This window comes from Saccharibacillus alkalitolerans, from assembly GCF_011090185.1.
Classification (GTDB): Bacteria; Bacillota; Bacilli; order Paenibacillales; family Paenibacillaceae; genus Saccharibacillus; species Saccharibacillus alkalitolerans.
This window is the reverse complement of record NZ_JAAFGS010000002.1, coordinates 258,700-279,282: the sequence shown is the minus strand read 5'-3', so window position 1 is coordinate 279,282 and position 20,583 is coordinate 258,700. Positions and strand designations below refer to the sequence as shown.

15 protein-coding genes are annotated in these 20,583 nt (G+C 58.6%); 13 read left to right on the top strand and 2 right to left on the bottom strand.

All coding sequences use genetic code 11. From position 1 onward, the window contains the following. Positions 1-66: 66 nt before the first annotated feature. Genes GYN08_RS06860 through GYN08_RS06850 form a run of 3 tightly spaced genes read left to right on the top strand, consistent with a single transcriptional unit; the run spans position 67 to position 3,178 of the window. Positions 67-1,044 (top strand): ABC transporter ATP-binding protein, encoded by a 978-nt coding sequence (locus GYN08_RS06860; RefSeq protein WP_166273387.1) that lies wholly within the window; start codon positions 67-69, stop codon positions 1,042-1,044. After that, complete coding sequence (locus GYN08_RS06855; protein ID WP_166273386.1) at positions 1,044-2,561, top strand: ABC transporter permease/substrate-binding protein; 1,518 nt, start codon at positions 1,044-1,046, stop codon at positions 2,559-2,561. The genes GYN08_RS06860 and GYN08_RS06855 overlap by 1 nt, the downstream gene beginning before the upstream one ends. A 41-nt stretch (positions 2,562-2,602) precedes the next feature. Continuing rightward, positions 2,603-3,178 (top strand): STM3941 family protein, encoded by a 576-nt coding sequence (locus GYN08_RS06850; protein ID WP_166273384.1) that lies wholly within the window; start codon positions 2,603-2,605, stop codon positions 3,176-3,178. Between the two features lie 344 nt (positions 3,179-3,522). Here the strand turns inward: GYN08_RS06850 and GYN08_RS06845 are convergent, their stop codons facing one another. Next, positions 3,523-4,260: a superoxide dismutase family protein gene (locus tag GYN08_RS06845; protein ID WP_166273382.1), complete on the bottom strand. Its 738-nt coding sequence runs from the start codon at positions 4,258-4,260 to the stop codon at positions 3,523-3,525. Between the two features lie 247 nt (positions 4,261-4,507). Here GYN08_RS06845 and GYN08_RS06840 point away from each other — a divergent pair, with 247 nt between their 5' ends. From GYN08_RS06840 to GYN08_RS06800, 9 genes are all read left to right on the top strand, one after another. Beyond that, positions 4,508-5,485 (top strand): sugar ABC transporter substrate-binding protein, encoded by a 978-nt coding sequence (locus tag GYN08_RS06840; RefSeq protein WP_166273380.1) that lies wholly within the window; start codon positions 4,508-4,510, stop codon positions 5,483-5,485. Continuing rightward, entirely contained in the window at positions 5,482-6,948 is a 1,467-nt protein-coding gene (locus GYN08_RS06835; protein ID WP_166273378.1) for a sensor histidine kinase, read from the top strand. Before GYN08_RS06840 ends, GYN08_RS06835 begins: the two co-directional genes overlap by 4 nt. Continuing rightward, positions 6,923-8,470 carry a response regulator gene (locus GYN08_RS06830; protein WP_166273376.1) on the top strand — a complete coding sequence of 516 codons (1,548 nt, stop codon included), beginning with the start codon at positions 6,923-6,925 and terminating at the stop codon, positions 8,468-8,470. The genes GYN08_RS06835 and GYN08_RS06830 overlap by 26 nt, the downstream gene beginning before the upstream one ends. Further along, positions 8,467-9,753 carry a D-xylose ABC transporter substrate-binding protein gene (gene xylF, locus GYN08_RS06825; RefSeq protein WP_166273374.1) on the top strand — a complete coding sequence of 429 codons (1,287 nt, stop codon included), beginning with the start codon at positions 8,467-8,469 and terminating at the stop codon, positions 9,751-9,753. The genes GYN08_RS06830 and xylF overlap by 4 nt, the downstream gene beginning before the upstream one ends. 397 nt (positions 9,754-10,150) lie before the next feature. After that, positions 10,151-11,269: a sugar ABC transporter substrate-binding protein gene (locus tag GYN08_RS06820; protein WP_166273372.1), complete on the top strand. Its 1,119-nt coding sequence runs from the start codon at positions 10,151-10,153 to the stop codon at positions 11,267-11,269. 113 nt (positions 11,270-11,382) lie between these two features. Then, positions 11,383-12,951 (top strand): sugar ABC transporter ATP-binding protein, encoded by a 1,569-nt coding sequence (locus tag GYN08_RS06815; RefSeq protein ID WP_166273370.1) that lies wholly within the window; start codon positions 11,383-11,385, stop codon positions 12,949-12,951. Positions 12,952-13,050: 99 nt separating this feature from the next. Further along, positions 13,051-14,226, top strand: a complete 1,176-nt coding sequence (locus tag GYN08_RS06810) for a sugar ABC transporter permease (RefSeq protein WP_166273368.1) — start codon at positions 13,051-13,053, stop codon at positions 14,224-14,226. A 613-nt stretch (positions 14,227-14,839) separates the two neighbouring features. Next, positions 14,840-15,844, top strand: a complete 1,005-nt coding sequence (locus GYN08_RS06805) for a Gfo/Idh/MocA family protein (protein WP_166273366.1) — start codon at positions 14,840-14,842, stop codon at positions 15,842-15,844. A 133-nt stretch (positions 15,845-15,977) separates the two neighbouring features. Further along, on the top strand, positions 15,978-17,090 hold the full coding sequence (locus GYN08_RS06800) for a WG repeat-containing protein (RefSeq protein ID WP_166273364.1): 1,113 nt from the start codon (positions 15,978-15,980) through the stop codon (positions 17,088-17,090). A 160-nt stretch (positions 17,091-17,250) separates the two neighbouring features. Here GYN08_RS06800 and GYN08_RS06795 read toward each other — a convergent pair whose 3' ends face one another. Beyond that, on the bottom strand, positions 17,251-18,129 hold the full coding sequence (locus tag GYN08_RS06795; RefSeq protein ID WP_235945965.1) for a 3'-5' exonuclease: 879 nt from the start codon (positions 18,127-18,129) through the stop codon (positions 17,251-17,253). A gap of 284 nt (positions 18,130-18,413) precedes the next feature. Here GYN08_RS06795 and GYN08_RS06790 point away from each other — a divergent pair, with 284 nt between their 5' ends. After that, positions 18,414-20,489 (top strand): methyl-accepting chemotaxis protein, encoded by a 2,076-nt coding sequence (locus GYN08_RS06790; protein WP_166273362.1) that lies wholly within the window; start codon positions 18,414-18,416, stop codon positions 20,487-20,489. The last annotated feature ends 94 nt before the right edge of the window (positions 20,490-20,583 follow it).

Sequence of the window (20,583 nt, the reverse complement as noted above, 5' to 3'; positions counted from 1 at the left end):
GATCGCGGGAGAAATAAGACCGCTGCAGGCCGACGCTTTCTACGACAATCGATCCGGGAGAAAACTATGATCTCATTTGAAGGAGTCACCAAAATTTATCCCGACGGCCGTACGGCCGTCGCCGGACTGTCTTTCGAAGTGCAACGAGGCGAATTTTTCGTCCTGATCGGCCCCAGCGGCTGCGGAAAAACGACGGTACTGAAGATGATCAACCGTCTGATCGAGACGAGCGGCGGCCGAATCGCGATCGACGGGCGCCCGATCGGCGATTACAAGCTGAACGAGCTGCGCTGGAATATCGGTTATGTGCTGCAGCAGATCGCCCTTTTTCCGCATATGAGCATCGCGGAAAACGTGGCGGTCGTGCCGGAGCTGATGAAGACGCCGCATGAGGAGACCGACAAACGGGTCGAGCGCCTGCTGCGCATGGTCGGACTCGAGCCTGACGTGTACCGCGACAAAAATCCGGCCGAGCTGTCCGGCGGACAGCAGCAGAGAGTGGGCGTCGTCCGTGCGCTTGCCGCCGACCCCGACATTCTGCTGATGGACGAGCCGTTCAGCGCGCTCGATCCGGTGACGCGGGAGAAATTGCAAAACGACCTGCTGGATTTGCAGCGCGACATTCACAAGACGATCGTGTTCGTGACCCACGACATGCGCGAAGCGCTGAAGCTGGGCGATCGCATCTGTCTGATGAACGAAGGAGAAATCGTGCAGATCGGAACGCCGGCGGAGATCGTCCACCGGCCCGCGAACGACTTCGTGCGCGAGTTTTTGGGCGATGCGGGAGCCGGCGGCGGCCGGTCCGGGCTTCCTGAGCTCACCGCGGAAGACCTGGCCGAGCTGCTGCAGCCGGACAGCCGCCTGATGAACGACGGAGCGGTCACGATCGCGGGCAGCACCGCAGTAAGCGAGCTGCTGCGGCACTTCGCCGCCGAGGAGCGGCTGCTCGTACGCCGCGGCGACGACGTTATCGGTCTGCTGGACCGGGAACGTACGCTCAAGCGTCTGGCCCGCGAATTCGAAGAAGGGGGCGAAGCTTGATGTCGACGTTTCTGGACGTGCTCCGCGAACGGCAGGACCAGCTGTGGACGACGCTCGGTGAACATATCGCCCTGTCGTTCGTCTCCCTGCTGATTGCCGCGCTGATCGCGGTGCCGCTCGGCCTGCTGCTCGCGCGCAATCCGCGCGGCGCCGAAGGCGTGATCGGCGTCACCGCCGTGCTGCAGACCATTCCGTCGCTGGCGCTGCTCGGGTTGATGATTCCTCTGCTCGGCATCGGCCGCGTGCCGGCCGTGGTCGCGCTCGTGATCTACGCCCTGCTGCCGATTCTGCGCAATACATATACGGGCGTGCGCGAAGTCGATCCTTCGCTGCTCGAAGCGGCCGACGCGATGGGCATGAACCGGCGGCGGCGACTGATCAAGGTCGAGCTGCCGCTGGCGATGCCCGTCATTATGGCCGGCATCCGTACGGCAACCGTGCTGATTATCGGCACGGCCACGCTGGCCGCCCTGATCGGCGGCGGCGGTCTTGGCGAACTGATCCTGCTCGGGATCGACCGCAACGATACGAATCTGATCCTGCTCGGCGCGATTCCGGCTGCCCTGCTGGCGATTGTGTTCGACTTCGCGCTGCGCTTTCTGGAGAAGCTGTCGCTCAGAAGAACGCTCGCGGCGTTGGGCGGATTCGCTCTCGTCATCGCGCTCTTCTTGATCGTTCCGCTGCTCGGCCAGTCGAACAAGGCCGATCTGGTCATTGCCGGAAAGCTGGGCGCGGAACCGGAAATTCTGATCAACATGTATAAAGAACTGATCGAACAGGATACCGATCTGACGGTCGAACTGAAACCGGGTCTCGGGAAAACGTCGTTCGTCTTTGCCGCCCTGCAGAGCGGGGAAGTGGACATTTATCCGGAATTTACGGGCACGGCGATCAGCGAATTTTTGAAGACGACGGCCGTCAGCACCGATGCCGCCGAGGTGTACGCCCAGGCCCGCGACGGGCTGAAGAGCGAATTCGGCATGGCGCTGCTGGAGCCGATGGCTTATAACAATACGTACGCGCTGGCCATGTCCAAGCGATTGGCCGACCAATACGAAGTAACGTCCATCTCCGGGCTCAAGCCGCTGGAAGACAATCTGGAAGCCGGCTTTACGTTGGAATTTTCGGATCGGGAGGACGGATACCTCGGCATCCAGAAGCTGTACGGGATCGAATTCCATACCGTGTTCACGATGGAGCCGAAGCTTCGTTACCAGGCGATCGAGAGCGGCGATATCGATCTGCTGGACGCTTATTCCACGGACAGCGAGCTGGCGCAGTACGACCTGACGGTGCTCGAAGACGATAAAGGACTGTTCCCGCCGTACCAGGGAGCGCCGCTCATGCTGCAGAAGACGCTCGACGAGCACCCCGAACTTGCGGATGCGCTGAACGTGCTGGCCGGACAGATCACGGACGACGAGATGCGCAAGATGAATTACGCGGTCAACGCCGAAGGACGTCCGGCGGAGGAAGTGGCACGCGAATTTTTGCAAACGAAAGGGCTGCTGCGCTAAGATCGAAAGACCTATTCGACATCGAAAGGGAGAAGACTTCCATGGATATGGAGAAACGGACAGAAGGCGGCGGGCCGCTGCATTTTTACCAGAAACGGGGAAAGGCGCTGCAAATCGCCCTATTCGGACTTCTTTTTGTGGCGGTGGGCGTATATCTCGTGAGTCTCGGTTCGAGTCCCGGACCGGACCGGTCGGTTTTCGGGGTGCTGATCGGCGCATTGTCCCTGCTGCTGGGAGCGGCTGGGCTTTGGTTCGGCTTCAGGCGGGCTTTCCGTCTGTCTCCGGTGCTGACGCTCGACGAAAAAGGCTTCCACGACCGGGTGGCCGCGGCCGGCGCCGGCTTCGTCGCCTGGAGCGAAGTCAGCCGGATCGAGCCTTACACGCTGATGGATCAGCCTTACATCGGCGTCGATCTGCATGATCCCGGAGCGTTCATGGCGCGCCGCGGCGGTTTTATGAAAGGGTTGATGAAGGCGAATCGAAAATTGGTGTCGATGCCGGTCAACATTCCCATGCAGGGCTTCGGTCCGGAGGCGGCGGTCATCCTGCGGGAGATGGAAGAATATTGGCTGCGTTTCGGCGATCCGAACCGATTCGACGAGCAAGAGGAAGAATGAATGCGTGCTTATGCCGAAGCTCTGCCGATTCCGGCCGAGCCGCAGCCGAAAAACACCGGCGTCCTGACGGACGCCGGTCAGGCTGTCGAAAAAGTCACGTAGTAGAGAGAAGCAAGCCGGCTCCGAGAGAAATTCGTTCCGGTCGCGTGTTGAAATCGGGAAAAGAGATCGAATTTTAGCGGAACTTTCCCGATTTCAAAGGCGAACACTATCGTTCCTTCACTGAATTTCTCTCTCCGCCGTCTCGCTTCAAGCTACGTTAGACTTTCTCGACACGTTGACCGGCGTCTTGACGGACGCCGGTATTTTTGCGCGTTCTTTCGCTTTCGGGAAGCGGACATTCGTTATTTCGGAATATTCCCTCCGGCGATCCGGTCTCCCGAGTCCCCTGCCGGATCGGTCTTCTGATCGTCCGGACCCGCGTGGATAATGATCGAGCGGCCCGCGATGGACATCGGGCTGTCCGGTTGCAGATTCGCGTCTTCAAGGAAGAATTCCTGCACCGCCGTGCCGTCGGAGGCGGCGGTCAAATTTTTGGTGAAGTCGCCGACATGCGCGCCTTTCGGATTGTCATGGCCGTGTTCGTGTTTCGTCGGATTGAAGTGGCCGAGGGCGGTGGCGAAATCGTTGTTTTTGACCGGCATCTGGTGAACGTGAATGCCGTGCGGTCCCGGAGGAAGGTTCGACAGGCTGACTTTGACGCGGACGCCGCCTTTCTCCTCCGTCAGATCGATCCCGCCGTGCACGGCGCCTTTCGCGTCCTTGACGAGAACTTTGGCCGACCCGGCCGAAATCGCGCCGTTCGTGCCGTCCCAATAGATCGGTACGTCCAGCATGCCGCCGAGCGCGCGCACCGGCACGTAGGTCGTGCCGTTGTAAGTCAGCGCGGCGGGCGCTTTGGAGCCGTCGCTGCCGACAGGAGCCGGCGCCTGCTGCCTTTCGCCGAACGCATAGAACGTCAGTTTGGATGCCATGGCCGTCACGGACGTATCCGCCGCGGCCGCGGACAGACCGGAGAACAGGACGGCGCCGCACAGAAAAGAAGCCGCCAGATGCCGTTTGCCGAGAGGTTTTTTCGACACGTTGAAATTCCTCCTCGAAAGTCGGGATTAAGAACGAAAAGCGCTCTTTGCTGCTCCTTACCCCTCGCGAAAAACGGCGAAACGGCATGTGATTACAATTACATAGGCACATCTGTAAAAAAAATCTATTCAGAGAGCGGCCGATTTGCTACAGTAGAAAAACTGGATTCCGGGAGATCGGACTTCAATATTTTTGGAATAAAATGTTATAATTTAAATATCTTTATCCAGGGAAGAGGGATCGCGCTTGCACAAGACGATCAGTCTGGCGCTCGGTTCGATATGCGCCATTTTTCTGTTTTTTACGATGATTTCGGCGATCCGCTTCATGCAGTCCGCCTGGCAGCCGCCGCAGACGCAGGAAGAATCGGACGAACGCTACCGGCTCGTGCTCATTACGCAGGATCTCGGAACGCCGTTCTGGAACAAGGTCGGCGAAGGCGCCGAAGAAGAGGCGGAGCGCCTTGACGTGAATCTGGAAGTGTGGGGCACGTACGGGGAAGACCGCGAAGATTTTCTCAAGCAGCTCGAGATCGCCATCGATTCGGGAGTGGACGGGATCATCGTGCAGGGCATGGACGAGGATGCGTTCGACAACCTGACCAAGGTCAAGGCGGCTTTTTACGGCATTCCCGTCATCACGGTCGCGAGCGACGTGCCGATGTCCGAAAGCATGCGGAAAACGTATGTGGGCTCGGACGCGCTGGCGGCGGGAAAGATGATCGCGAACCGCCTGATTGCCGATATGGGAGAAGAAGGCGTGGTGGTGATCATGGGAGACGACCGCGAGGAATACGATCAGCGGAGGCGGCTCGAAGGGATTCGGAGCGTGCTGGACGATTATCCGGGCATCCGCGTCGAATATACGGTCACTTCCGACGAAGGGGAAGAGATCGCGGCCGCGACGCAGGAGGTCATGAACCTTTCTCCCGACGTTAGCGCTTTCGTTTCGGTGGACGCCAACCTGACTGCCGCGATGGTGCGGGAGATCGGCAGGCGTTCGCAGCTGAAACCGTATCACATCTATTCGTTCGACGATCATCCGGACATATTGCCGCTGCTGCGTCAAGGCAAGCTGGACGCCGTAGTGGAGCAGTCTCCGTCCGAGATGGGCGAGATCGGCGTGCGGATGATGGTGCGCTGGCTGGACGGCGATACCGTTCCGCTCGATGCCGAAGGGTACCCGACGGACATTCGCCTGCTGACGACGGAGGACGCGCAATGATCGGAATTCAACGGAAAATTTGGACGCTGACCGCCCTGATCATGTTCATCATGGCGTCGATCTGGATCATGCTGACCTATTACAACCAGAAGACGCAGGATCAGTACAACGATATTCTCCAGCGCTATCTGCACATGAACGAAGTGACGGCGTCGAGCCGGCAGACGGTCAATTCGCTCAACATCTACCTGCTGACGCCGACCGAGGGCAATTTGAGCAGCCTGAAGCGGAACGAGCAGCTGCTGAGGGAAGCTCGGAGCTCGGTGGCACTGCTGCGCAACGAAGAGAACGACTTCGCGCTGACCAGCTACATGAACCTGATCGACAGCCTGCTCGAGGCGACGGACCGCTCCGTCATGTTTCAATCCGAGCGGGAAAACGAAGATTCGTCGAAGGCGTTCGCGGAAGCGACGCGCATTTCCCGTTACATCTCGGAAATGACGCTGCAGCTGATCGACATCGAATTGAATACGTACGAACGCTTCTACCGCAGCATCATCGAACAGGCCGAAGAACTGAAGAAGCTGGGCATCTGGATTCTGCTGTCGATCACGTTCGGGCTGCTGCTGTTCGCCTACTGGTTCTCGCTGAGCATCACAAGGCCGGTGGAACAGCTCACGAAAGCGGCCCAAGAGCTGGCAAAAGGAAAGTTCGAGCGGCAGATCGTGGTCAACTCGTCGGACGAAATTTACTTTTTGGCCACGACGTTCGAGCGGATGCGGGTCAGCATCAATAACCTGATCGTGGAAATGCAGGAAAAGGCGAGGTTGGAAAGCGAGCTTCAGAAGAGCCGCCTGCTGCTGCAGGAGAGCCAGCTGCGCAGCCTGCAGAGCCAGATCAATCCGCATTTCCTGTTCAACATTCTCGATACGCTGTCCAAAAAGTCTTTTCTGGAAGGGGCGGAGGAGACGAGCGACCTGCTGGTGAGCGTCGCCGGACTGCTGCGTTACAATCTCAAGCGGCTCGACCGCGCGGTAACGCTTCATGACGAAGTGCGCGTGATGCGTCAGTACATGGAGATCCAATCGGCGCGATTTACGGATCGGCTGCGTCTGGTGACCGAGATCGACGAGCGCTGCCTTTCCGTGCAGATGCCGGGTCTGACGCTTCAGCCGATCGTGGAAAACGCGGTCATTCACGCGATCGAGCCGTCGGAGAGCGGAGGAACGATTACCGTCGCGATCACCGACGAAGGCGACCGGGTAGCGGTGGAAATTGCCGACGACGGCCCGGGAATGGACGAAGACAAAATTCGCGGCATTCTCGAAGAACGCGAGATGCAGCCGGAGGGGCACTCGACGGGAATCGGCTTCGGCAACGTCGTGCGGCGGCTGCGGCTGTTCTACGGCGTGACGGACGTGATCGACGTCGAGAACCGGCCGGGCGGAGGCGTGCGGGTAGTGCTCAAATTACCGAAGACAAGGAGAAGCGACACCTATGACAAGACTGCTGATCGTGGATGACGAGCAGGTCGGCCGGGAAGGCCTGCAGGCCATTTTGCAAAAAAGCTTTCCGGAACTTGCGATCGAACAGGCGAAAAACGGCCGGATGGCGGTCGAACTGGCGGATTCGTTCCGCCCGGACCTGATTCTGATGGATATTAAAATGCCGGGCATGGACGGACTACAGGCGGCGGAAATTATCGGGGAAAAATATCCGCACGTCAAGATCGTCATGGTGACGGCTTACGATACGTTCGATTATGCCCGGCGCGCGCTCAAGCTCGGGGTAAAAGATTATCTGCTCAAGCCGAGCAAGGCGGGGGAGATCAAAAAGACGGTCGGCCGGGTGCTGGAGCAGATCGGGGAAGAAGCCCGCGAACGGGAGCGCAGCCGGCTGCGCGAAGATGCGCTCGAGCGGGTAATGCCCGTAATCGAGACGGATATCGTGACGCAGCTGCTGTTCGATCACGTGCACGAAGTGCATTCGGACGAGCTGGTGGCCTGGTTGGGCGCGGATGCGGACAGCGAGACGTTCGCGCTGTCGGTATTGGTGCCGGCGGGGGCGGAAGGCGCCTATGCGGCAATCCGCGATCGAATCCGGCGCGACGGAGCGGGCTGGGTCGGCGCGCTTTACGGCCGCCAGATTCCCATTATCGCTTTCCGGGACAAGAACCGTCCGTTCCGCGTGCAGGCGTCGGAACTGGCGCGTACGCTGCTGGAGGCGGCCGGCGGCCATTCCCGCGAAGGCTGGCTGATCGGCGTGGGCAACGTCTGCGATTCGCTGGCCCGGGTACGGCAGTCCTACCGGGAAGCGCTGATCGCGATTCCCGACCCTTCGCAGCCGGTCCGCTACCGTCTGTACGCGGAGAAGCCGGAGCGGGGGCCGGGAAATTCCGTACTGGACCTGCCGGACAAGCGCTGGGAGCAGCATTTCTTCGAGCAGATCCGGGTCGGCGACTGGGACGGCATCCGGTCGGAAACGCTGGATTTCCTGCGGCAGTGCGAGAGCGAAGGCGCGGATCGGCTGAACGCCCAGCAGCGGGTGCTGGAACGCTTATGGGTCGCTTCGCGCGTGCTGGCGGAGATGGGCGTGGAGATCGGGACGCCGACGTTCTCGTTTCAGGCGCAGGATTACCGGCAGCTGCGGTCGGAAACGGGCGCGGTTCTCGACCGGATCAAGCAGGCGTACGCGGAGCATTTGGAGCGGATCAAGCCAGATACGGTCCGGCGGATCAAGCAGTATATCACCGAGAACTCGCACGAAGACATTTCGTTGGAGGCGATCGGCGAGAAATTCGAGTTGAGCCCATTTTATATCAGCAAGCTGTTCAAGGAGCAGATCGGGGTCAACTACATCGACTTCCTGACCCAGTGCCGGATCGACAAGGCGAAGAAGCTGATGAGCGATCCGGCCCGTAGCCTGAAAGAAATTACGTTCGAAGTGGGCTACCACGACCCGAATTATTTCAGCAAAGTCTTCAAAAAGATGTGCGACATCTCGCCGACGGAGTACAGAAAAGCGCTGCTGGGAGGTGCGGAATGACCGGAGGGCCGAGCGCAGCGGCAGGAAAGGCGGACCGGAGCCGCAGCCGCGGAGCGGCAGAAGCCGGCAGCGGCCCTTCGTTCCGGCAGCTTGCGGCGCTGGCATGCGCGCTTCTGCTTCTGCTGCTGGCGCTGGCGGGGTGTTCGAGCGGAAGCGGCGGGCCGCAGGCGGCGAACTCGGCCGAAGACGGCCGTTCGTCCGCCGAATCTTCCGGCGGGGCGGGGCATGGTGGAGGCTGGGACGGCGCGGAGGCAGGCGCTTCATCCGGTTCGGAGCAGGCGTCCGGAAGCGGGGAAGAAGCCGCGCCGCCGGCCAAGCCGGACGCGATAAGCGGGGAAAAGCGGATCAAGATCGGATTCGCCATGGACACGCTGCTGGAGGAGCGGTGGAAAAAAGACCGCGATCTGTTCGTCGAGGCGGCGCAGCGGCTGGGCGCGGAGGTGATCGTCAAGTCCGCGGACGGAGACGACGCGAGGCAGATCGCCCAGGCGGAAGCGATGATCAGTCAGGGCGTCGACGTTCTGGTCATCGTTCCGCATAATGCGGAAGCGACGGCGGCGATCGTAAGCAAAGCTCATAAGTCCGGCATCAAAGTCTTGTCCTATGACCGCCTCGTGACGAACGCGGACGTCGATCTGTACGTCTCCTTCGACAATGTCGAAGTGGGGCACCTTCAGGCGGAAGCCATCATGAAGATTGTGCCGAAGGGGAATTACGTCTATATCGGAGGCGCCGATACGGACAACAACGCCCGCCAGTTCAAGGAAGGCGTGTTCGAGGCGCTGCAGCCGTCGATCGAGCGGGGCGACATTCGCATCGTGTACGACCAATGGTCGAAAGATTGGAAGCCGGTCTACGCGCTGGAGAACATGCTCGAAGCGCTGAAAGCCAACGGAGCGGGAGGCATCGACGCGGTCATCGTCGCGAACGACGCGACCGCGGGCGGCGCGGTTCGGGCGCTGGAACGATACGGCTTGGCGGGAAGCATCCCGGTCGCCGGACAGGATGCGGACCTTGAAGCCGTCCGCCGCATCGTCGACGGCACGCAGACGATGACCGTCTATAAGCCGATCGGCCGGCTGGCCGAAGATACGGCAAGACTCGCTGTCGCGCTGGCCAAGGGCGAGCCGACCGGAGCAACCCGGCGGGTCAACAACGGCAAGATCGAAGTGCCGTCGATTCTGCTGTCCCCGATCGCGGTCGACGCTTCCAATCTGGACGGGACGGTGATCGCGGACGGCTTCCATTCGCGGGAAGAAGTCTACGGAAAAGGCGGCGAATAGGGAGGACGATCCCTATCCGCGAAAGACTGTAAAAATTTGTCGTGCCGAGCGCGCGTTTATTCCGGATTCAGGAATGAAAACGCCCGGACTTGACGGATTTTTGCAGTCTTTTTTTGCATGGCGGAGCAGAAAACCGTCTCATGCCCGATTTCGGAATCCAAAGCCCCTCAGTCAGGAAAACGGCTTAACGGCGCGGTTTTTCAGACGGTCGCTCGCTTGTTCGGAGCGTTGTCCCGCACTTTTGTGCAAACGCTTTCCCGAAGAGATTAAAAAAGTACAGAAGGTAGCAAAAGAGTGCTAATGATAAGCGCTTACAGAGAATGAAAGCGGTGTTATATTTAATCCTGCCAGAACGATTTACTCCATCATCAGACAAACCGAAAGGGGTTAGGTCAAATTGAAGAAACACTTTAAGGGGATTGTGCTTCTCATTGCGGTCATGATGTTCTCGATCGTCGCAACCGCCTGCGGCAACGGCGGCGGAACAAGCGGCAGCGGAGGAAGCGTAAGCGTCGGAATCGTACTGCCGACCAAAGACGAACCGAGATGGGTGCAGGACGAGCAGCGTTTCAAAGACGCGCTGTCGGGCACCAAGTATACAACCGAAATTCTGTTCAGCCAGGGCTCTTCCGCCAAAGAAAAAGAAAACGTGGAAACGCTGCTGAACAAAGGCATCAAAGTGCTGATCATCTGCCCGCAGGACGGCGACGCCGCGGCGGCAGCGGTAGAAGCGGCGAAAAAAGACGGCGTGACCGTCATCGCTTACGACCGTCTGATCACAAGCACCGACGCGGTCGACTACTATGTCACATTCGATAGCCTCGCGGTAGGCGCGGCTCAAGCGCAGTACCTGATCGACAACGCAAAAGGCAGCGGCCAGCCGCTCTACCTGTACGCAGGCGCCGCTACCGACAACAACGCTTTCCTGTTCTTCCAAGGCGCATGGCAGGTTCTGCAGCCTAAAATCGCGGACGGCACATTCAAAATCGCCAACTCCACGGAAGCCGAAAAGCTGAAAGACACGAAAGACCTGTCCCGCGACCAAATGAGCAGCATCATCGGCCAGGTTACGACGAACTGGGATCCGAACGAAGCCAAGAACAAAGCTCAGACTCACCTGACGGCAGCCGCGGCGGACATGAAGGGCGACGTTGCCATTCTGGCTCCGAACGACGGCACGGCACGCTCCATCGCCGACGTATTCGGTTCCGACAGCGCGGTAACAAGCTACGTCATCACCGGTCAGGATGCCGAGCAGGCTTCCATCCAGTATATCCTCGACGGCAAGCAGTCCATGACGGTCTTCAAAGACGTGCGTACGCTCGTTAAAGACGCAATGGGCATGGCAGTCGAAGTACTCGACGGCAAAACTCCGGAAACGACAGGTTCTTACAACAACGGAGAAGTGGACGTCAAAGCGAAACAAACCGACGTTATCGTCGTCGACAAAGCAAACGTGCAAAAAGAACTGATCGATTCGGAATACTACAAAGCCGAAGACTTCACGGGCCTGTAAGCACAGGACGGCGGGTTAACCGTATACCACAGCAAACAGCCGGCTGAGAAGCAGGGACGGGGACGCCCCGTTCCTCTTTCTCGGTAAACCGGGCGGTAAGGGGTGCGATAGAAATGGGCGGAAATATACTGGAAAAAACGAACGGACCTACAGCCGGAGGCCCGAACGGCAACATTTTGGAGATGCGGAACATTTCCAAAAGCTTTACCGGCGTCAAAGCGCTGCAGGACGTGAATTTTCAGGTCAAAAAAGGCGAGATTCACTTTCTTGTCGGCGAAAACGGCGCAGGCAAATCGACGTTGATGAAGGTGTTGAGCGGGGTCTACCCGTACGGCACATACGAGGGCGACATCGTTTACGAAGGAACGGTACAGCAGTTCGCGAAGATTACCGACAGCGTCAAGACGGGCATCGCGATCATCTACCAAGAGCTGGCTCTTTTTCCGGACCTGAGCGTATACGAGAACATTTTCGCGGGCAACGAGGTCAAAAAAGGCGGCGTGATCGACTGGAACGAGACGATCATCGAAGCTCGCAAGATGCTGGACAAGGTTAAGCTGAACGTCAACCCCGAGACGCTGATCCGCGATCTGGGCGTCGGCAAGCAGCAGCTCGTCGAAATCGCCAAAGCGCTCAGCAAAGACGTCAAGCTGCTTATTCTGGACGAACCGACGGCGGCGCTGAACGAAAACGACAGCGAGAACCTGCTTAATCTGCTGCGCGAGCTGAAGAGCCAGGGCATCACCTGCATCATGATCTCCCACAAGCTGAAGGAAGTCATCTCGATCGCCGACAAAGCGACCGTGATCCGCGACGGCAGAACGATCTGCACGCTGGACGGGTCCAAAGGCGAAATTACCGAAGCTTCGATCATCAAGAACATGGTCGGACGCGATATCGAGGACATCTATCCGAAGCGGCCCGATAAAAAGTTCGGCGACCCTATTCTCGAGGTCAAGAACTGGACCGCATTCGACCAACAGCTGGGCCGCAATGTTGTCAAAAACGTCGACCTCTATGTGAAAAAAGGCGAAATCGTCGGTATCGCGGGCCTGATGGGCTCGGGCCGTACGGAGTTCGCGCTCAGCATTTTCGGCAATCCGAGAAACTACAAGCTGGACGGCGAACTGTACGTCGACGGCAAGCGCAGCAAATTCTCGCATACCAGCGAAGCGATCAAGGCGGGCATCGCTTACGTGACCGAAGACCGCAAAGGCGACGGGCTGTTCCTTCTGCAGGACATCAAGAACAACGTCAGCGCGGCGAATCTAAAAGGAATCGCGCCCGGCGGCGTCATCAACGACAACGAAGAAGTCAAAGTCGCCAACGAATACAAAGGCTCGATGAACATCAAGGCGCCTTCCGTGGAACAGCTCGTCGGCAATCTGAGCGGCGGCAACCAGCAGAAGGTCTCCCTCGGCAAATGGCTGTTCGTCGGACCGAAGCTGCTGATCCTGGACGAACCGACGCGAGGCATCGACGTCGGCGCCAAATTCGAAATCTATACCATCATGAACAAGCTGATCGCCCAGGGCATGAGCATCATCATGATCTCGTCCGAACTCGGCGAGGTGCTCGGCATGAGCGACCGGATTTACGTCATGGCCGAGGGCCGGATCAAAGGCGAAATCCCGGCCGAAGAAGCCGATCAGGAAAAAATCATGCATTTCGCGACGCAGTAAAGCGTCCGCTGCATGCCGTGCAGCTTTGCGTTACGCCGGGCGTGTCCGATTAAAGACGCGAAACGAATAACGCACCTAACGCATTAGGAGGGGAAAACCATGAACTTCTTCCAAGAAGCCAAATCTTTGCTCAAAGTGAATATCCGCGATTACGGCATGTACATCGCTTTGTTCGTCATCATGCTCACCTTTACCATCTTGACGGACGGTCTGTTCATGTCCTCGCGCAACATCAGCAACCTGCTCGACGCCACCGGCTACATCGCCGTTCTGGCCGTCGGCATGACGCTGGTCATCGTCATCCGCCACATCGACTTGTCGGTCGGCTTCGCCGCCGGCTTTATGGGCGCCATCGCGGCGATCATGCTGTCGCAGCTGGGCGTGCCGGTCTACTTCACCATTCCGATCATCCTGATCCTCGGCATCGTGATCGGCATGTTCAACGGCGTGCTGGTCGCGTCCGTCGGCATCCCGGCCTTCGTCTCCTCGCTCGCGGCGATGCTCATCTTCCGCGGCGCGCTGCTCCAAGTGACCGAGAAGACGGGCACGATCATCGTCAAAGACGATACGTTCAACGCGTTGGGCAACGGCTACCTGCCGTCGCTCGGACAAATCGCGGGCCTGAACGTGCTGGCGCTGATCCTCGGCGCGCTGGTCATCCTGTACTTCGTATACGCCGAAATTTCGAAACGCGGCCAGAAGATCAAGTACAAATTCGACGTGCCTTCCAACAAGATCTTCGCCGTCAAGCTGGTGTTCGTCTCCGCGATCATCGCTTACGTGACCTGGATTCTGGCCGGCTACAACGGCTTCTCCTGGACGGTCGTCATCACCCTGCTCGTCGTGGCGATCTACCATTTCCTGACGACCAAAACGGTGCTCGGCCGTCACATCTACGCGGTCGGCAGCAACCCGGAAGCGGCTCACCTGAGCGGCATCAACGTTAAAAAGATTACGTACATCGTATTCGGTTCCATGGGCATGCTGTCCGCCTTGTCCGGCATCCTGTACACGGCGCGTCTGCAATCGGCAACGACGACGGCCGGCACGCTGTTCGAGCTTGACGCGATCGCGGCCGCTTACGTCGGCGGCGTATCCGCGGCGGGCGGCGTCGGCAAAGTCACCGGCTCCATCATCGGCGCGGTCGTCATGGCTTCCCTGTCGAGCGGCATGAACCTGCTGGGCGTCGGCATCTCGTACCAGTACATGATCCGCGGCGCGGTTCTGGCGCTTGCCGTTATCTTCGACGTCATGACTCGCAGAAAAAGAGCTTAATCTGTCGGCTTCGCTCCCGGCGATCGCCGTTCGAACCCCGATCTTCCGCAGCCGCTTTTGCACTTCTTTCCTTTCCGGAGAGAGTCGCAGAAGCGGCTTTTGGCATTGCGTCATCGCGTGGGCGGCCGAGGCTGCGGAGTCGGCCTTCTATCGGCGGCCGCGGAAGGCTGCCGGGCATGCTGACGGAACGAGCCGACGCGGAGAGGCGAAATGCGGCTGGTTTGACAATGTAACGGAACCAGGAGACGCTTAACGGGTATTTTGAGCGGCGGGAAAATTCTAACGGATTCAGGTGACGCTTAGAGCGGGAATTAGCTGATTTTTGGCGGAAAAAGAGGCTCGGCGGGCGGCTAACGGATATGCGATCCGTTAAAATCGCGGAAAGGCTTGATTTGCCGGTCTAAGGGACATGGAATCCGTTAGCCGAGCGGTTTGCTGCACGGCGGCCGTCTCGCTACCTTTTCCCGAGCCGATCTGGTAAAGTATACAAGGAAAGGCCTTACATAAAAGCGGCCCCATGCTAAACGATAGTCGAAGCGGCTGTCCGAACCCTGCGGCAGACGGGCCGATATGTAAATCGAAAACGATTTCTATCTATCAAGGAGGAGAAACAATGAGCGAGGCGGCAAACGGCAACATCAAATGGGGCATTTTGGGGACGGGCTGGATCGCCGAGCAGTTCGCTTCCGACCTGAAGCATGCTTCGAACGGCGAACTGTACGCGATCGGTTCGCGGACCGAAGAGAGCGCGCGCAAATTCGCGGATAAGTTCGGCGCGCCCACGGCGCACGGCAGCTACGAAGATTTGGCCAACGATCCGGAAGTGGACGCGATTTACGTAGCGACTCCGCATCCTTTTCATAAAGAAAACGTGCTGACGGCCTTGAACGCGGGCAAAGCGGTACTGTGCGAAAAGCCGTTCACGGTTAATGCGGGCGAGCTGAACGAGCTGATCGAGACGGCGCGCGAGAAAAAGCTGTTCCTGATGGAGGCGATGTGGTCGCGTTTCCTGAAGCCGCTTGAACAAGTTCGGCAGTGGCTGTCGGAGGAGAAAATCGGCGATGTCCGCGTCGTCAAAGCCGAGTTCGGCTTCGATGCCGGATGGAATCCGGAAGGCCGTCTGCTGAACCCGGAACTGGGCGGCGGCGCGCTGCTGGACGCGGGCATCTATCCGGTCTCGTTCGCTTCGATGATCTTCGGGCCGAATCCGGACAATATCTGGACGACCGCGCATATCGGCGAGACCGGCGTGGACGAGCATTTCACGATCCTGCTCGATTACGGCGACGGCAAGACGGCTTCGCTGCACGGGGGAATCCGCCTGGATATGCCCAACGATGCCTTTATCCACGGAACCAAAGGCTACATTCATATCCCGCAGTTCCTGTTCGCGAAGGAAGCGACGCTGTACGTTTCCGGCGAGGAACCGGTCAAAGTCACGGACGACCGGGAAGATCGCGGCATCAAGGGCTACGCGTACGAAGCCGAGGAAGTCGGCCGCGCGCTGCTGGAAGGCCGCCGCGAGAGCGGCGTGATCTCGCTGGCCGAGTCCATGGGCATCATGCGGCTGCTGGACAACGTGCGCGCGCAGTGGGGACTGAAGTACCCGTTCGAGTAAAGGTTTTGCGCGAAGCGAAGCCGGCCGGGCCCGATTTTCCGAAAGGGAAATCGGGTTTTTCGCGATGCCGGGACCGAAATCGTGGGTAAATAACTGCTAGGCTTATGTACATACGAGAGAGGGGAAACAGACATTGAAAAAAAGAACATCCATCCTGCTTGCGCTGGCTTTGACCGTGTCGGTCTCGGGAGCCCCCGGATTACCGGCGGCGCATGCGGCCGACAGTGCGGCAAGCATCGTGAACGGCACGGCCAAAACGGTAAGTTACGACGCGATCGGCGGATTGAGCGAAGGACTCGCTTTCTTCTGGAACGCCGGCAATAAGCTGTACGGATATACGAATACGGACGGCAAGACGGTCATCAAGGCGCAGTTCGACGAAGTCAAACCGTTCAGCGAAGGTCTGGCCGCCGTCCGCAAAGGGAAACTGTGGGGTTTCGTGGACAAAAAGGGCAAAATAGCGATTAAACCGCAGTACGAGCGGGTCGTCGAAGGCTTCAACGGCGGACTGGCGGCGGTCAAGAAAAGCGGCGGCAAATGGAATTATATCGATAAGACCGGCAAAACGAAGCTCACCGCCGCTTACGACGAAGTTCACGAGTTCAAAGACGGCATGGCCGTCGTATGGAAGCGCAAAGGATCGGCGTATGTCGGCGGCTTTATCGACCTGAACGGCAAAGAAGTCGTCAAGCCGCAGTACGCGATGCTGGACGTGTTCAGCGAAGGCCTGGCTCCTGTCATGAAGAACGGGAAGTGGGGCTATATCGACAAAAAAGGAAAAACGGTCATCAAGCCGCAGTTCGACGGAGCCGCGCCGTTCAGCGAAGGTCTGGCCCTGTTCCTGCAAAACGGAAAATACGGCTACGTGAACGCCAAAAGCAAAATCGTCGTCAAAGCGCAGTATACCGGCGGGCAGGCGTTCAGCGAAGGGCGCGCGGCCGTGAAAGTCGGCGGCAGCGCAAGCGACCGAAGCGGCAAATGGGGCTACATCGGCGCAACCGGCAAACTGGTCATTCCCGCGCAGTACAGCGACGAAGGCGCCGAGGTCGGTTCTTTCAAGGAAGGAATCGCTTTTGTGCAGCGCCAAGGCGGAAACAAAATTCTGATCGACCGGTTCGGCAAAGCGATCGTCGATTTGCGAACGAACGATATCACGGTCGGCGAATTCGAAGGCGGCGCGGCCGTCGTGAATGCGCCGGTCGGGCAGGGACATTATTACTTTATGAAGAACCCGCTGAAGAAGTGATTGCGGGAGCAGCCTTCCCGGCGCGAATGCGCGGTTGAAGCGAATATTCGTGCCGACAAGCTGAGCGACCAGACCCGAACGACGAACACCGAACGACGAAAAGAACCGCCCGACGGACCGGAGTCCGCGAGCGGTTTTTTTTTGTCGCTTGGCGAAACGATCACTCCGCCTGTTCCGGCTCCGCGAGCGGCCGTTCGGCTGCGGCAGCCGCCGCTTCCGGCCGGGACGCGGAATTCGCGGCTTCTGCCGCAGCGGCGCCTTGAGGAGCTTCTTCCGCCCGCGTCGGCATCGGGAATGCCGGCAGCGCGTCGAAGTAAGCGCGCAGTTCCGCTTCCTTGCGCGGATCTTCCAGCGCAATTTTCCCCTTCAAATAATGCTCCACCGCCAGCTCCCACGTCGGCGCGATGCGGCGAGAAGCCAGCGACTTCGCCGCCGAGCGGACGATGCGGCGTTCCTTCGAATTCGAGAACGTGTCTTTGTATTCCTTGGCCAGCGTCAGATCGAGCTTCTCGTAGGCGGCGCGGAAAATGTCGGCGGTCATCTTCGCGTCGTCCAGCGCGCGGTGGGCGGCTCCCGAAGCTTCGATGCCCAGCATTTCCAGGGCGCCTTCGACGCTGACGTCGTTCTTGAGCCCCTGCGTCTGCAGGAAGCCTTTCAGCAGGTCGAGCGAAGGGGTCTGCGTCCAGTACGTCTCGTCCAGCTTGTGCATCCGAACGTCCTGCACGATGCGCTTGATGTCCTCGCCGCCCCAGACGACGAAGGTGACGGGACCCGGCTTGGCGTCCAGCCATTCCCGGAAATCCCCGATAACTTTCGGGAAGCGGGCCGCGCCGTCGATCGATTCCTGCGGAATCCCCGTCTTTTTCTTGATGAAGGAATTCAGCTTGGCAAAATACACGGGCTTGATGAATGCCGCGAACGTATCGGTATCCCGCAGCGATTCGTCCAGCCGCACGGCACCGATCTCGATCACTTCCATCGGGTGCGGGCTGGCAAACTTGCGGCCGTTAAACTCAATGTCCAAAACGATATAATTCAAAAGTTCTGCCTCCATGCCGTATAGAAAATGAAAAACAATCGCTTTGTACAGTTTAACAAAAAAACGGCCGCAAAGGGCAAAGGAATGCGAAACCTCCACGCGAAAAAGCGATTCGTTCATTTTTGCGGCGAACGGAGGAAAGAGGCTGCATTAGGAGCTTTCGGTGCCGATGGCAAAAAAATGGGAAAAAATAGTTAGGAATCGTGTAATTATTTTGTCGAAAAAGGCCGATAAAACGCTTATAGCGGCCGGGAGTGGCCCATGTGCAGAAAGGGGTACAAATAATGGCGAAACAAATAAAGGAACAGAAGCAGAACGAACCGAGGAAGGCGAAGCGTCTTTCGCTGAAAGTCAAACTGCCTTTGCTGATTAGCTTGCTGATCGTGATCGTATTGGTAGGTTCGAACCTGCTGGCTTTCACTTTCAGTTCTGCTTTGATCACGGTCAAAAGCAAGGACGAGATCAATGCCAATGCGGACCGGACGAGCGAGAGCCTGTCGGCGCTGGTCGATCTGGAAGGTCAACTGGCCCATAACATATCGGTATCGCCCAGTCTTCGGAATCTGCTGGAGCTGAGGGATGCCGGAACCATGAACGAAGAGGCATTCTTTTCTCCGTCAAACGCGCTGCAGGCCCAAACGAACGAGCTGTTCAAGGAAGCGCAGGCCGGGTCGACCGGAATCGAGTCGATGATGGTTGCGGACAGCAAGGGAACGATCGTGGCTGCCAGCAATCCGGATTCGCTGAAGGGAGACCGCTCGGACCGCGAATACTTCCAGAAAGTGATGCAGTCGGGCCAACCCTTCATCAGCGATGCGATTCTGTCGAAAACGACGGGCAACCTGATCGTCGTTTTCGCTCAGCCGGTTAAGGGAAGCAGCGGAAAAGTGCTCGGCGTGTCGATCAATACGATATCGGCCCAATTTTTCGTCGAGAAGCTTCAGAACATCCAGATTAACAAAGAAGGCTCCCTCATCGTGACAAGCCGCGGCGGTACGGTTATGTACGATTCGAAGGACGACTCGACAGTGGGGAAACCTTATGAGTCGGAAGGCTTCGAAAATCTGTTGGCCGAGGAAACGAACGGGGAAATTTTGAAAGGCAGCGTGGAAAACGATCAATCGTACATCCGCTATTCCAAGATTCCGGCTGCGGATTGGGTCGTGCTCGTACAGGACTCCTACAAAGATATTCAAGCTCCGCTCGGCGGCCTGCTGAAAAACATGCTGCTGGCGATTCTGGTCTCGATTCTGCTGGCCGTAGCGGTCGGTATCCTGATCTCGCGCAGCATCACCGTGCCGATCGCGCGCCTGAACGGACTGTTCAAGCGGCTGGCGGAGGGGGATCTGACGGCCCGTGCGGAAGGCAAGTACAAGAGCGAACTCGCCGACCTGGCGGACAGCTTCAACACGATGGCCGACAGCAACAAGCTGCTGATCGGGCAGATGAACCACTCTATCGAAGTGCTGACCGCCAATACGACCGACCTTGAGCGCACCTCGCAAAGTACGGCGCGTTCGATCGGCGAAACGTCGGTCACGACGATGGAAATCGCGAAAGCGATGGAATCGCAGTCGCACGACACCGAGCGTATCGTCGGCCGGTTCTACGGCATCGGCGAGCGGATCGAGTCCCTCGGCCGCAAGACGGAAATCATTCAAGGCAGCGCCGATTCGATCAATCAAGTCTTCGATGCCAGCAGCAGCGTCGTGAGCAGCCTGATCGATATCAACGCCAAAAACGAGCTGGAAATTCAAAATATTTCGACGACGACCGAAATGCTGGCCGAAAGCTCGCAGCGGATCGGACAGATCACGGACGCGATCAATCAGATCTCGACGCAGACGAACCTGCTGGCGCTGAACGCTTCGATCGAGGCGGCAAGAGCCGGAGAGCACGGACGGGGCTTTGCCGTAGTGGCGGATGAAATTCGCAAGCTGGCGCAGCAGTCGGCCGACCAGGCGAACGAAATCGGCGGCATTATCCGCCAGACGCTCGAACAGGTGGAGAAGAGCAACGAAAGCGTCGGAGCGATCCGCGAAATTTCGTCGACGCAAAACGAATACGTGGACCGCACCCGCCAGTCGTTCGAAGACATCATGCAGAGCGTAACGGCGATTACGGGTCAAATCCGCGACATGGCGTCGGAATTCAAAGCCATGGAACGCGATAAGGACGAAGTGCTGGAAGCGTCGCAAAGCATGTCGGCGTCGGGCGAGGAAGTGTCGGCTTCGGTTCAGCAGGTGACGGCGACCGTGCAGGAACAGTCGGGCATGGTCAGCCACCTCGCCGATATGGTACAGAGCATCGAACGTCTGACCCAGGAACTCGGCGAAGCGGCCGCCAAATTCAAGATTTAAGCGGCCTTGGGCAGCCGGAGGACGGAGCCGCGGCCGAACGACGCTTACGCACCTGCAACGAAATACCGTCGCCCGGCCTTCGCTTTTTCGGGAA